The organism is Microbacterium sp. P2_F9 (genome assembly GCF_056403635.1).
This window is the reverse complement of sequence record NZ_JBFUFC010000004.1, coordinates 1-12,677: the sequence shown is the minus strand read 5'-3', so window position 1 is coordinate 12,677 and position 12,677 is coordinate 1. Positions and strand designations below refer to the sequence as shown.

Annotated in this window: 14 protein-coding genes; 9 read left to right on the top strand and 5 right to left on the bottom strand. The window is 69.4% G+C overall.

Going from position 1 to position 12,677, the window contains the following annotated elements; genetic code table 11:
- Nucleotides 1–142: 142 nt before the first annotated feature.
- From AC1DVT_RS00820 to AC1DVT_RS00800, 5 genes are all read right to left on the bottom strand, one after another.
- Nucleotides 143–532 (bottom strand): SHOCT domain-containing protein, encoded by a 390-nt coding sequence (locus AC1DVT_RS00820; RefSeq protein WP_457099840.1) that lies wholly within the window; start codon nucleotides 530–532, stop codon nucleotides 143–145.
- A 121-nt stretch (nucleotides 533–653) separates the two neighbouring features.
- Entirely contained in the window at nucleotides 654–1,019 is a 366-nt protein-coding gene (locus AC1DVT_RS00815; RefSeq protein WP_477385690.1) for an SHOCT domain-containing protein, read from the bottom strand.
- Complete coding sequence (locus tag AC1DVT_RS00810) at nucleotides 1,016–1,489, bottom strand: DUF6325 family protein (RefSeq protein ID WP_457099838.1); 474 nt, start codon at nucleotides 1,487–1,489, stop codon at nucleotides 1,016–1,018. Before AC1DVT_RS00810 ends, AC1DVT_RS00815 begins: the two co-directional genes overlap by 4 nt.
- A 196-nt stretch (nucleotides 1,490–1,685) precedes the next feature.
- Nucleotides 1,686–2,906, bottom strand: coding sequence for a lactonase family protein (locus AC1DVT_RS00805; protein ID WP_477385688.1), 1,221 nt, complete (start codon nucleotides 2,904–2,906; stop codon nucleotides 1,686–1,688).
- A gap of 7 nt (nucleotides 2,907–2,913) precedes the next feature.
- Nucleotides 2,914–4,200, bottom strand: a complete 1,287-nt coding sequence (locus tag AC1DVT_RS00800) for an adenylosuccinate synthase (RefSeq protein WP_477385686.1) — start codon at nucleotides 4,198–4,200, stop codon at nucleotides 2,914–2,916.
- 180 nt (nucleotides 4,201–4,380) lie between these two features.
- Between AC1DVT_RS00800 and AC1DVT_RS00795 the strand changes: the two genes are divergently transcribed.
- The 9 genes from AC1DVT_RS00795 to AC1DVT_RS00755 all read left to right on the top strand — a co-directional run.
- Nucleotides 4,381–5,091 (top strand): DUF1684 domain-containing protein, encoded by a 711-nt coding sequence (locus tag AC1DVT_RS00795; RefSeq protein ID WP_477385684.1) that lies wholly within the window; start codon nucleotides 4,381–4,383, stop codon nucleotides 5,089–5,091.
- 42 nt (nucleotides 5,092–5,133) lie between these two features.
- A complete protein-coding gene (locus AC1DVT_RS00790) occupies nucleotides 5,134–6,639 on the top strand; it encodes an ABC transporter substrate-binding protein (RefSeq protein ID WP_477385682.1) in 1,506 nt (501 codons plus the stop codon).
- A 55-nt stretch (nucleotides 6,640–6,694) separates the two neighbouring features.
- The gene (locus AC1DVT_RS00785; RefSeq protein ID WP_457099833.1) at nucleotides 6,695–7,657 is read left to right on the top strand and encodes an ABC transporter permease; all 963 of its coding nucleotides are present in this window, start codon (nucleotides 6,695–6,697) and stop codon (nucleotides 7,655–7,657) included.
- Between the two features lie 23 nt (nucleotides 7,658–7,680).
- On the top strand, nucleotides 7,681–8,553 hold the full coding sequence (locus AC1DVT_RS00780) for an ABC transporter permease (RefSeq protein ID WP_477385680.1): 873 nt from the start codon (nucleotides 7,681–7,683) through the stop codon (nucleotides 8,551–8,553).
- A complete protein-coding gene (locus AC1DVT_RS00775; RefSeq protein ID WP_477385678.1) occupies nucleotides 8,550–9,359 on the top strand; it encodes an ATP-binding cassette domain-containing protein in 810 nt (269 codons plus the stop codon). Before AC1DVT_RS00780 ends, AC1DVT_RS00775 begins: the two co-directional genes overlap by 4 nt.
- Entirely contained in the window at nucleotides 9,356–10,111 is a 756-nt protein-coding gene (locus AC1DVT_RS00770) for an ABC transporter ATP-binding protein (RefSeq protein ID WP_477385676.1), read from the top strand. The genes AC1DVT_RS00775 and AC1DVT_RS00770 overlap by 4 nt, the downstream gene beginning before the upstream one ends.
- Nucleotides 10,112–10,164: 53 nt before the next feature.
- Nucleotides 10,165–10,896, top strand: a complete 732-nt coding sequence (locus AC1DVT_RS00765; RefSeq protein WP_477385674.1) for a Pr6Pr family membrane protein — start codon at nucleotides 10,165–10,167, stop codon at nucleotides 10,894–10,896.
- Between the two features lie 10 nt (nucleotides 10,897–10,906).
- Nucleotides 10,907–12,349: an argininosuccinate synthase gene (argG, locus tag AC1DVT_RS00760; protein WP_477385672.1), complete on the top strand. Its 1,443-nt coding sequence runs from the start codon at nucleotides 10,907–10,909 to the stop codon at nucleotides 12,347–12,349.
- A 41-nt stretch (nucleotides 12,350–12,390) separates the two neighbouring features.
- Nucleotides 12,391–12,677: hypothetical protein (locus tag AC1DVT_RS00755; protein ID WP_477385670.1), on the top strand; the 287-nt coding region annotated here is incomplete at its 3' end.

The window sequence follows — 12,677 nt, the reverse complement described above, 5'->3', positions numbered from 1 at the left end:
GGAAAAGGCGCGTCGCGGTTCGGATTGTATCCCGACTGGGTTGCAACCGCGTGAATCGGGTCCCTCAGGGCCGTCCTGAGGGAACGACGAAGCGGCGGCATCCGAGTGGATACCGCCGCTTCGAGGACGTATTTCGTGCCGATCAGGCCAGGGCGCGTGCCTTGAGCTGGTCGTACTCCGCCTGCGTGATCGTGCCGGCTGCGAGAAGTGCGGCGGCCTTCGAGATCTCTTCGCTGGGGCTCGCGGCGCTCGATGTGGCAACGGACTTGATGTAGGCGTTGGTCGCCTCCTGAGCCTTCTGCGCCTCGGCGATGCTGCGCTCCTGCATGCCGGAGCCGCGCGCGATGAGGTAGATCAGTGCCGTCAGGAACGGCACGAAGATCAGGAACAGGACCCACAGCGCCTTCCAGCCGCCCGAGAGCTTCCGGTCACGGAACAGGTCGCCGAAGATCGAGATCAGGACGAACAGGTACGCCACGAAGGCGAAGACCCAGAAGAACCACAGGACGATATTCCAGAAGTTGTCAAACAATTTTGCCTCCAAGGACAAGGAAGGGGGGCCGGGCAGACCTCCAGTTTCGCCCCCCGGCGCCGGATCGCTCCGCCCGATCACCCGTATCGGGTGAACCGGACGGAGCGCCCACCTCAATCGGTCAGGCCAGGAGCCGGGCCTTTGCGGCGTCGAACTCGGCGTCACTGAGGGCACCGGCATCCCGCAGCGCAGCGAGCTTCGTCAGCGATGCGACGATGTCGACCTCAGCGGCCGGAGCCGGCGCGGGGGCGGCGACGGCGGCAGGAGCGGGCGCGGCGGCGAGCTGCTGCGCGACGGCCTCCTGCGCGGCGGCGTTCATGGCCGCCTGCTGCTGAGCAGCCTGATACTGCTGCTGCTCCCACTCGTCCTGAGATCTCTGCTGCTGCTTGTTGTTCATGTGGCCGTTCACGGCGTTGGCCGTGCCCGCGACGACGGCGGTGCGAGCGGCGAGCCCGACAAGCCCCGGGCGTCCGATTCTGCGTCTCATGACTCTTCTCCTTCGTTCTCGATGGCGTCGATCTCTTCGTCGACCTCATCTTCGATGGCGTCAACGATGGCGTTGACGATGGGGGCGGGGATGCGCTGCGCCGACAGCACGAGACCGCCGGTGGCGGCCAGTGCGCCTGCGAGCCGGCGCGCGTAGAGGAGCTCAAGCGCGACGAGTGCTGCCGAGCCGCCCGCCGGGACGAGCTCGGCGAGCTCGGCGATGTCCTCTTGGCCGGTGAGTCCGGTCAGGACGAGGTCGAGAGCACCGAGGCCGTAGCGATCGGAGTCGTCCTCGATCTCGGTGACGGTGACTTCACCGTCCTCCGACCTGGAGACGACCACGAAGTCGAGTACGCGCAGCACGCCGCTCTCCGAGAGTGCGACGAGCTCTGCGATGACGGCGGGGTCGGGGCGCTCGCCCTCCAGACCGAGCAGGAACAGCTCGACTGGACCGTAACGGAAATCGACCATTGTCTTCCCTTCTTTGATGCGGATCAGACGCTCGCGGAGCCCGGCGAACCACCTCATCAGGGGCGGCGCCACGGACTCCCAGGGTCACGCTCGACGCTAGTCCGGACCGCAGGCACGGGGTAGCCCTGGAGGACCCCGCACTGCCGCGCGCTCACCCGAATCGGGCGACGAAACGCCGATGCGACCCGACGACGCCTCAGCGCGCGCGGACGAGGCACGTCGGCGAGGGCACGTCGACGCGATGGCGCACCCGGCCCGGCACCCCCGTGCGGGTGTCCAGGCCGAGCGAAACCACTTCGTTCGACAGCTGGCCCGCCACCAACAGCGTGTCGCGGTGGATGACGTGGTGACGCGGCCAGTGCACGCCCGCCTCGACGAGGGCGACCGGCGCGAGCGATTCGCCCTCGCCGCGCACCTGGACCGTGGCGATCGTGTCGCTGCCGCGCACCCCGGCATAGAGGAAGAAGCCGTCGGCGGACGCCGCAAGCTCGGCCGCGGTGTCGTCCGGGAGGATCCCGCCGCCGAGGGTCGTGCCGCCCACGATCCGCCACGATCCGGCCTGGTCCGCGGCGAGCGCGAAGATCTCGTGGGACAGCTCCGTCACGACGTACAGATGGCCGCTCGGGTGCCACACCATGTGCCGGGGGCCCGACCCCTGGGGCAGGACGACCTGCTGGAGCGCCCGCAGTCCGCCTCGGCCCGATCGCCAGAAGCGCACGAGGTCGAGCCCCATGTCGGTGGTGGCGACGAGCCCGCCGGGGAGGAAGACCGACTGGTGGGCGCGAGAGGGTCGGGATGCCTCGTCCCCRGCATCCGCGCCGGGCTCGACCTCGGGCGCCGCGTCGTGGTCGGGAATGAGGTGCGCGTACTCCTCGCCGGCTGCCGCGCGCAGGGCGCGGGTCGCTGCGATGAGGTCGACGCCGACGGCGGGGGAGAGGGTGACAGCGAGCCCGAACGGATCGGCGCCGAGCCCGTAGGGATCGGCGGCGGGGCCATAGGGATCGACGGCGGACTCGGCGATGACCGGCGCGGAGGGCCGGCCCGCGGCATCCAGTGTCATATGCACGACGCGGCCGTCGCCCCAGCAGCCGGCGACGAGCGATCCGCCGTCCGGCGCCACCGCCACGTGGCAGTTCGCCTCGCCGGTGGGGATCGGCGCGCCGAGCGGGACGAAGGATGCCTCGCCGCTGCGCCGGAAGGCCTGCACTGCCTGCCCTGCCTCGAGCGCGGCGTAGAGCACGTCCAGCATCGGGTGCAGGGTCAGCCAGGACGGGGAGCCGGCTGTGGTCGCGGCATCCGTCTCCACCGCCAGCTGTCCGCCCGCGAGCGCGTCGTCCGCCGCTCCGGCCAGCAGCACGCCGATGCCGGTGGCGGCGCCGTCCGACTCAGCGGTGTAGCCGCCTACCCAGAATCGCACGCGGTCGTCAGTCGATGAGATCGTGGCGCACGATGACGGCGTCACGTGCGGCGCCGACCCCGATTACCGAGATGCGGGTGCCGCTCATCTTCTCGAGCGCCAGCACGTAGTCCTGCGCCGCGAGCGGGAGGTCTTCGAACGTGCGGGCACCGGTGATGTCGTCCTTCCACCCCGGGAAGTACTCCAGGATCGGCTCGGCGTGGTGGAAGTCGGACTGGCTGACCGGCACCTCGTCGTACCGGGTGCCGTCGACGTCGTACGCGACGCACACCGKGATCTCGTCCAGCCCGGTGAGGATGTCGAGCTTGGTCATCACGAGATCGGTGATCCCGTTGATCCGCGTGGCGTAGCGCGTGATCGGGGCGTCGTACCAGCCCACCCGGCGCGGACGCCCGGTGGTCGTGCCGAACTCGAAGCCGCGGGAGCGCAGCCACTCGCCGCTCTCGTCGAAGAGCTCGGTGGGGAATGGGCCCGAGCCCACCCGGGTCGTGTAGGCCTTCACGATGCCGACGATCCGGTCGAGGCGATTCGGCCCGACGCCGGCGCCGGTGGCCGCGCCGCCCGCCGTCGCGGACGACGACGTCACGAAGGGGTAGGTGCCGTGGTCGACGTCGAGCATGGTGGCCTGGCCGCCCTCGAACACCACGACGTCGCCGGCGTCCAGCGCGCGGTTGAGCAGCAGCCCGGTGTCATCGACCATCGGACGGAGACGCTCGACATACGAGAGCAGGTCGTCGACGATCTCGTCGCACGTGATGGCCCGGCGGTTGAAGACCTTCACCAGGAGGTGGTTCTTCTGGTCGAGCGCGCCCTCGACCTTCTGGCGCAGGATGTTCTCGTCGAAGATGTCCTGGATGCGGATGCCGACYCGGTTGATCTTGTCCGCGTAGGCGGGCCCGATCCCTCGGCCGGTCGTGCCGATCTGGCGCTTGCCGAGGAAGCGCTCGCCGACGCGGTCGAGCACGCGGTGGTATTGCGTGATGATGTGCGCGTTCGCGCTGACCCGCAGTCGCGACGTGTCGAGGCCGCGCGCGTGCAGCGCCTCGAGCTCGGCGAACAGCACCTCGAGGTCGATCACGACGCCATTGCCGATGACGGGGTTCACGCCGGGGGAGAGGATGCCGGAGGGCAGCAGGTGCAGGGCGTACTTCTCGTCCCCGATCACCACTGTGTGCCCGGCGTTGTTGCCGCCGTTGAACTTGACAACCCAATCGGTGCGGTCACCCAGGAGGTCGGTGGCCTTGCCCTTGCCCTCGTCTCCCCATTGCACTCCGATGATGACGATGCCTGGCATGAAACCCCCTGGGGATGTCGGCGCAACGGGCGCACGCGGACGGGCCCGCTCAGTCTATCGAGCGGGCGGACGCGCGTCCGGGCACTGCGCGCATGAGGGAATACAGCGCTGAAACACCGCATTGCCTTGAATGACGGCCGATTACGTCATCCCCCTTCCCGTTCTCAGAATTGGCTCATCATGTCCACGTCCCACGACCACGCCCACTGGCAGGCCCAGCGCCGCAGCGCCGTCACCGCCCCGCAGGGCAATCTCGCCCTCGTCGAGACCCGCTGGGCCATCGATCCCGCCGATCTCGCGACCGCGCGCGCGGCGGCACCGGCTACCGCCGAGGTGACGCCGATCCAGCGCACCGACCTCGCCACCGGCGGCACGGAGCTCGGTCTGCGGGTGTGGGATGCCGCGTCCCCCGCCATCCGCTCGTTCGATCGGATCGACACCTACGATCACGATCCCGCCTGGGTCGTGTCCGGCCGCTTCGTGCCGGTGGCCGAGGACCGCACCGTGCCGTTCGAGCACATCCGCGACAACGGCGGTACGCGCGACCTCGTGGTGCCCGGCGACATCCTCGTGACAGTGGACGGTCGCGACTACAACCTCGCGGCGTTCGACGACGGCGGAAAGCTCCTGCTCGTCTTCGCCGACGCGACGAACGGGTCCGAGACCTACGGCGCCGGACGCTTCCTCTACGTGCAGCGCGGAGCGGATGCCACCCCGGGCGAACCCGGCGACGTCGTCCTGGACTTCAACCGAGCCTTCGTCCCGCCGTGCGGGTTCTCCGCGCAGTACAACTGCCCCCTGCCTCCCGTCGCGAACCGGTTCCCCCTGCCGATCCGCGCCGGGGAGAAGAACGTCGTATTCCGCGACGGCTTCGACATCTACGCGGCGTAACCCGTCGTCGCATCCACACAGCAACCTGGAGCATCACCCCACATGAAGAGATCCCTCTCCGTCGCGTCCGCGGCCGTCGCCGCAGTCCTGCTGCTGGCAGGCTGCTCGTCGAGCACCGGCGGCGCCGACGCGTCCGCCTCCGCGGACGACGCCACGATCGCGATCGGCTCGCTGTACGAGCCGCAGAACCTCAGCAACACCCAGGGCGGCGGCCAGGGCGTCACCGAGGCGTTCAACGKCAACGTCTACGAAGGGCTGTACAAGCTCACCGACGACGGCGAGGTCGAGCCGCTGCTCGCCGAGAACGCCGAGGTGAGCGAAGACGGACTCACCTACACGATCACCCTGCGCGACGGTGTGACCTTCCACTCCGGCAAGGAGCTCACGTCGGCCGACGTCAAGGCGAGCGTCGAGGCGGTCACGGCCGAGGACTCCAAGTCGGCGCGCAAGTCGTCGTTCAAGGTGATCAGCGACATCGCGACCCCGGATGACGCGACAGTCGTGTTCACGCTCTCGCAGCGCTCGATCTCGTTCCTGTACAACCTCAGCTACATCTGGATCATCAACTCCGAGGCCGAGGGCGACCTGACCCAGACCGAGGACGGCACCGGGCCGTACGTGCTCGACGAGTGGAAGCAGGGCAGCACCCTGACCCTCACCCGATGGGACGAGTACTGGGGCGACGCGGCGAAGAACGCCGAGGTCGTCTTCACGTACTTCACCGACGCGACCGCCGAGAACAACGCGCTCCTGACCGGCGAGGTCGACATCATCACGACAGTGCAGAGCCCCGACTCGCTCGCGCAGTTCGACGGCAACGACGACTTCACGGTCAGCGACGGAACCTCCACGACCAAGGAGATCCTCGTCTTCAACGACCGGGTCGCCCCGTTCGACAACACTCTGGTGCGCAAGGCGATCTACTCCGCGATCGACACCGAGAAGCTGCTGTCCTCCATCTGGGGCGACTACGGCACCCTCATCGGCTCGATGGTGCCGCCCACCGACCCGTGGTACGTCGATCTGACGGACGTCAACCCGTACGATCTCGACCTCGCCAAGCAGGAACTCGCCGATGCGGGCTACCCCGACGGCTTCACGTTCACGCTCGACACCCCGAGCTACGACCCGCACCCCGCGGTCGCGGAGTTCCTGCAGTCGCAGCTCGCCGAGGTCGGCATCACGGTCGAGATCAACACGATCAGCGCCGACGAGTGGTACACCAAGGTCTTCCAGGACCTCGACTACACCGCGACGCTGCAGGAGCACGTCAACGACCGCGACGTCGTCTGGTACGGCAACCCCGACTTCTACTGGGGCTATGACAACGCCGACGTGCAGCAGTGGGTGGCCGAGGCCGAGCAGGCGACGACGACCGACGACCAGACCGCGCTCCTCAAAAAGGTCAACGAGCAGATCGCAGCGGATGCCGCGAGCGTCTGGCTGTACCTCTACCCGCAGATCGTCGTCGCCTCGAGCGACGTCAGCGGCTACGGTGTGAACGGCCTGAACTCGCAGTTCTTCGCCTACGACATCGTCAAGTCCTGACCTGACGGCGGATGCCGGGACGCCTGGTCCCGGCATCCGCCGTTTCTCGTGAAACATGCTTCCTTATCTGCTGCGCCGCTCCCTCTTCCTCGTGATCTCGCTCGTGGTCGCGATGATCGTGATCTTCGTGCTCCTCCGCCTGCTGCCTGGCGACCCTGCGAACGCGCTGCTGTCGATCGACGCCACCCCCGATCAAATCGCGGCGGCGCGGGCCCAGGTGGGGTCCGATCAGCCGCTGCTGCAGCAGTTCGCGACGTGGGCGGCGCAGCTGGTGAGCGGTGAGCTCGGCGACTCGTACATCAGCACCCGCCCGGTCGGCCCCGAGGTCGGCGCCCGCCTGGCCGTCACGCTGCCGCTCGCCCTCCTGTCGTTCGTCGTCGCGCTGGTGCTCGCGCTGCTCATCGGGATCACGGCCGCCGTTCGGGCCGACCGCTGGTACGGCATCGTGCTCTCCGGCTTCTCGCAGCTCGGCGTCGCCGTGCCGGTGTTCTGGGTCGGCGTGATCGTGGTCTGGGTGTTCGCCCTACAGCTCGGCTGGCTCCCCTCCGGCGGCTTCCCCCGCGACGACTGGGAGGACCCTGGGGATGCCCTCCGCTCGCTCGCGCTGCCGGTGCTCACGATCGCCATCGTCATGAGCGCCTCGATCAGCCGCTACGTGCGCTCGGCTACCCTGGACGTGCTGGGCAGCGACTACCTCCGCACCGCCCGCGCCGGCGGAGCGGGACTCACCGAGGCGCTGCTGCGGCACGGCGTGCGCAACGGCTCGGTCCCCGTCATCGCCGTGCTCGGCATCGAGCTGTCGACCACGCTGCTGGGCGCCGTGGTCGTCGAGAGCGTCTTCACGCTGCCTGGGCTCGGCAGCATGCTGCTGACCGGCATCCAACAGCACGACTACCCGAACATCCAGGGGGTGCTAGTCGTGAGCACGCTGTTCGTGCTGATCGTCGGCTTCGCCGCAGACATCGTCCAGCGCATCATCGACCCGCGCCTGCGCACGAGCGTCTCGGGGAATCGATGAGCCTCCCCGCCCCGCATGATTCTGTGCATGAAACGGCTCTGGAACAGCAGATCGCCGCTGCGGCTCCGGTCTCGGCATCCCGGCGCCGCGGCCATGCCACGCTCGTGATCGGGCTGATCCTGACCGGCGCGATCATCGTCACCGCGCTCGTCTCGCTCGTCTGGCTGCCGTATTCGCTCTCGGACATCAGCGGCGGTCGCCTAGAGGGGCCGAACGCCACCCACCTGCTCGGCACCGACCGCCTGGGGCGCGACCTGCTGTCGCAGCTCATGGTGGGTGCGCGGATCGCCCTCATCGTCGGTGCCGGCGCGGCCCTGCTCGCCGGCACGATCGGCACCCTCGTCGGGCTCGCGGCCGCCCTCGCCCGCCCCTGGGTCGACGACACCCTCTCCGCGACGCTCGACGTGGTCATCGCGTTCCCGGTACTGCTCCTCGCGATGCTCATCGTGGCCGTGCAGGGCGCGTCGCTGGGCTCGGCGATCTTCGCGATCGGCCTCGCCATGGCCGCCGTCATCGCCCGCCTCACCCGGATCCTCGCCAGACGCGTGCTGCAGGAGCAGTTCGTGACCGCGGCCCGCACGAGCGGCACCCGCCTGCCCGGCATCGTCGGCCGGCACATCCTGCCGAACATCGCGCCGACCCTGGCTGTGGCCCTGGCGCTCCAGTTCGGCGTCGCGGTTCTCGCCGAAGCGAGCCTGTCGTACCTGGGCCTCGGAGCGCCGCCGCCCAATGCCTCATGGGGACGCATGCTGCAGGAGGCCCAGGGCACGGTGCTCACCGCTCCGGTGGGCGCGCTCGCCCCCGGCATCGCGATCGTCGCCCTCGTCCTCGGCGTGAACTTCCTCGCCGACGGCCTGCGCGAGCGTACCGACCCGACCAGACGGAGGGCGCGATGAGTCTCCTCGAGGTGTCCCATCTCTCGGTCCACGCCGGCACGACGACGCTCATCCGGGACGTGTCGTTCTCACTCGCTCCCGGCGAGCGCCTGGGGGTGATCGGCGAGTCCGGCTCGGGCAAGTCGGTGACCTCGCTCGCGGCGCTCGGCCTGCTGCCCGACGCTCTCACGGCATCCGGATCCATCCGGCTGGATKGGCACGAGGTCGTCGGCAGCACCGATGCGGCGCTGCGTCGCCTCCGCGGCCCGGTCGCCCAGATCGTCTTCCAGGAGCCGCTCACCGCCCTCGACCCGCTCATGCGGGTCGGCCGTCAGATCGCCGAGCCGCTGCAGCGCCACCTCGGCCTGCGCGGCGCCGCCCTGCGTGCCGCGGTGACGGCGGCCATCATCGAGGTCGCGCTGCCCGATGAGCGCATCGCGCGCGCCTTCCCCTACGAGCTGTCCGGCGGGCAGCGCCAGCGGGTCGCCATCGCGATCGCCCTGGCCGCACGCCCGCGTCTGCTCATCGCGGACGAGCCGACGACGGCGCTGGACGTGACCGTGCAGGACGGCGTGCTCGCACTGCTGGAACGGCTCGTCGAGGAGCGCGGGATGGCGCTGCTGTTCATCAGCCATGACCTGGCGGTCGTCTCGCGCATGGTGGAGCGCATCGTGGTCATGCGCGAAGGCGTCGTCGTGGAGGAAGGCCCGGTCATGCAGGTCGTGATTCAGCCGCGGCATCCGTACACCGTCGCGCTGGTCGACAGCGCTCGGGCGCTGGATGCGGCGCTGGACGCCCCGAACCCCGGCGAGGGGGGAGCGGAATGAGCATCATCGAACTGCGCTCGGCAGGCTTCTCGTACGGCGCCCAGACCGTGCTCGAAGACGTCTCGCTCTCGATCGACGAGGGCGACAGCCTCGGCCTCGTCGGCGAGTCCGGCGCGGGCAAGTCCACGATCCTTCGCCTCCTGCTGGGCCTCTCCGCACCGAAGCAGGGTGGCGTGCTATTCGACGATGCGCCCTTGAACCTGCGCGACCGCGCGCTCATGCGCCGGTTCCGAGCCGGGGTGCAGCCCGTGTTCCAGGACCCGTATTCGTCACTGGATCCCCGGCAGCGGATCGACCGGATCGTGGGCGAGCCGCTGCGGTCGCTGCGCATCGCGACGGGATCGGAGGCCCGCGCCCGGGTCGCCGAGGCGCTCGCGTCGGTGAACCTCGACGCCGACACCCTTACCCGCTACCCGCACGAGTTCTCCGGAGGCCAGCGCCAGCGGATCGCGATCGCGCGGGCGATCGTCTCCCGCCCGCGGGTGCTGCTCGCCGACGAGCCGGTGAGCGCACTCGACGTCACGACGCGCGTGCAGGTCATCGACCTGCTCGTCCGGCTGCGGCACGAGCACGGGCTCAGCCTCGTCATGGTGTCGCACGACCTGGGTGCGGTCGCCGCGGTGTGCGAGCACACCGTGGTGCTGCGCTCCGGCCGCGTCGTCGAGTCCGGACCGACGCGCCGGCTGCTGGCGGCCCCCGAGACCGAGTACGCCCGCACGCTCGTGGGCGCCGTCCCTCGGCTTCCGCGCTGACGCGCCGGACGCTTCCGAGTCGATCGGCCGATGGCCCTCGCTAGGGTGGCGACATGGCGAAGCGATCGACCATCGACATCATCTGGCCGTTCGTGCGGATCGCGACAACGGCGCTCGTCTTCTCTGCCGTCGCCGCCCAGCTGACCCGCAGCATCCAGCGGGCGCTGGCCGCCGAGACGGAGTATGCCGGCCACCTCCCGACCGTCATCGCGAACTTCCTCAGCTTCTTCACCATCCAGTCGAATCTCGCCGCCGCCATCGTGCTGGCGATCGCCGCGATCTGGACCTTCGGCAGGGGTCGGAACGCGGATGTCGAGCCGCGCGGTCTCGCGGTCTCGCTCGTGTGCGTCAGCACGTACATGATCGTGACCGGCATCGTCTACAACACCCTGCTGCGCAGCGTCGCCCTCGACCAAGGGGTGACCGTGCCATGGTCGAACGAGGTGCTCCACGTCGTCGTGCCCGTCATCCTGCTGCTCGACGTGCTCTTCGCGCCGCGCCGCCGGGCGGTGTCGTGGGCTGCGGTGTGGATCGTCGTCATCTACCCGATCGCGTGGGCGGTGTACACGCTGATCCGCGCGCCGTTCATCGTCGCGCCGGCGACCGGCAACGCCTATTGGTACCCCTACCCCTTCCTCGACCCGCATCTCGTCGCAGGCGGCTATCTCGGAGCCACAGGCTACATCGTCGGCATCGCGATCGCGATCGTCGGCGTTGGTCTGCTCGTCATCTGGACGGGACGGTGGCGGGCCGCGCGACGGGTGGGTGCGGATACCGCTCAGTAGACTTGAGGGCATGTCCAAGGTCCTCCAGTCCCTGCCCGTCGGCGAGCGCGTCGGCATCGCCTTCTCCGGCGGCCTCGACACCTCGGTAGCGGTGGCGTGGATGCGCGACAAGGGCGCCATCCCCTGCACCTACACGGGCGATCTGGGTCAGCCCGACGAGCCCGACGTCGAGGCGGTGCCCGGGCGCGCGCTCGAGTACGGCGCCGAGCTCTCGCGGCTCGTGGACTGCAAGGCCGCCCTCGTCGAAGAGGGCTTCGTCGCCCTCGCCTGCGGCGCCTTCCACATCCGCTCCGGCGGGCGCACCTACTTCAACACCACCCCGCTCGGCCGCGCCGTGACCGGCACCCTCCTCGTCCGCGCGATGAAGGAGGACGGCGTCGACATCTGGGGCGACGGGTCGACCTACAAGGGCAACGACATCGAGCGGTTCTACCGCTACGGCCTGCTGGCCAACCCCCGACTGCGGGTCTACAAGCCCTGGCTCGACGCGGACTTCGTGACCGAGCTGGGCGGCCGCAAGGAGATGAGCGAGTGGCTCGTCGCGCACGGCTTCCCCTACCGCGACAGCGTCGAGAAGGCGTACTCGACCGACGCGAACATCTGGGGCGCCACCCACGAGGCCAAGACCCTGGAGCGGCTGGACGTCTCGCTCGAGATCGTCGAGCCGATCATGGGCGTGCGCTTCTGGGACCCCGAGGTGGAGATCCCCACCGAGGATGTCTCGGTGACCTTCGACGGCGGCCGTCCGATCGCGATCAACGGCCAGGAGTTCATCGATCCGGTGGCTCTCGTCCTGGAGGCCAATGCGATCGGCGGTCGTCACGGTCTCGGCATGAGCGACCAGATCGAGAATCGCATCATCGAGGCCAAGAGCCGCGGAATCTACGAAGCGCCCGGCATGGCCCTGCTGCACATCGCCTACGAGCGCCTGCTCAGCGGCATCCACAACGAGGACACGCTCGCCAACTACTTCGCCGAGGGCCGGCGCCTCGGCCGCCTCATGTACGAGGGACGCTGGCTCGACCCGCAGTCCCTCATGCTGCGGGAGTCGATCCAGAAGTGGGTGGGCTCGGCGGTCACCGGCACGGTCACGCTGCGGCTCCGCCGCGGCGAGGACTACTCGATCCTCGACACGAGCGGCCCGACCCTCTCCTACGCGGCGGAGAAGCTCTCGATGGAGCGCGTCGGCGACGCGGCCTTCGGCCCGACCGACCGGATCGGCCAGCTCACGATGCGCAATCTCGACATCGCGGACTCGCGGAGCCGGCTCGAGCAGTACGCCCGAATGGGCCTGATCGGCGGCGCCACCGGCGCCTTGGTGGGCAGGGTCACCGCGGGCGAAGCTGACGAGATCACCGACCACGCCGAGCCCTATGACGAGGCACTTGAAGCCCTCGCCGAGGCCGTGGACGAGGCATCCGAGTCTGCCGCGTTCGACTTCGGAAGCGACTGACGCCCGCGATGTCGTCGCCGAGCGGGTCCTAGGCTGAGCCCGTGTTCGTATACGTGGTGACGAGCTACGTCGATCCGGGCCAGACCGAACGGGTCGTCGCACGTCTTCGCCGCGACAGCCCGAACGCCCGGCTGATCGTGAGCCACGATCGGAAGATGCCGCCACCGGATGCGGCGYGCCTTGCGGAGCTGGACGCCGAGCTGCGGCTGACCAGCGCGCCGATCACCTGGGGTGACGCGAGCTATCTGCGTTCACTGCTCGAGGTGATCGCCGCGGCCGCACTCGCCCCGGACGACTGGCTCACGATCCTCACCGGCCAGGACTACCC

Bases quoted from the DNA above. Each gene is read 5' to 3' on its own strand.
- AC1DVT_RS00795 (WP_477385684.1), top strand. From the start codon at position 4,381: ATGTCCACGTCCCACGACCACGCCCACTGGCAGGCCCAGCGCCGCAGC.
- AC1DVT_RS00815 (WP_477385690.1), bottom strand. From the start codon at position 1,019: ATGAGACGCAGAATCGGACGCCCGGGGCTTGTCGGGCTCGCCGCTCGC.
- AC1DVT_RS00785 (WP_457099833.1), top strand. From the start codon at position 6,695: ATGCTTCCTTATCTGCTGCGCCGCTCCCTCTTCCTCGTGATCTCGCTC.
- AC1DVT_RS00765 (WP_477385674.1), top strand. From the start codon at position 10,165: ATGGCGAAGCGATCGACCATCGACATCATCTGGCCGTTCGTGCGGATC.
- AC1DVT_RS00770 (WP_477385676.1), top strand. From the start codon at position 9,356: ATGAGCATCATCGAACTGCGCTCGGCAGGCTTCTCGTACGGCGCCCAG.
- argG (WP_477385672.1), top strand. From the start codon at position 10,907: ATGTCCAAGGTCCTCCAGTCCCTGCCCGTCGGCGAGCGCGTCGGCATC.
- AC1DVT_RS00810 (WP_457099838.1), bottom strand. From the start codon at position 1,489: ATGGTCGATTTCCGTTACGGTCCAGTCGAGCTGTTCCTGCTCGGTCTG.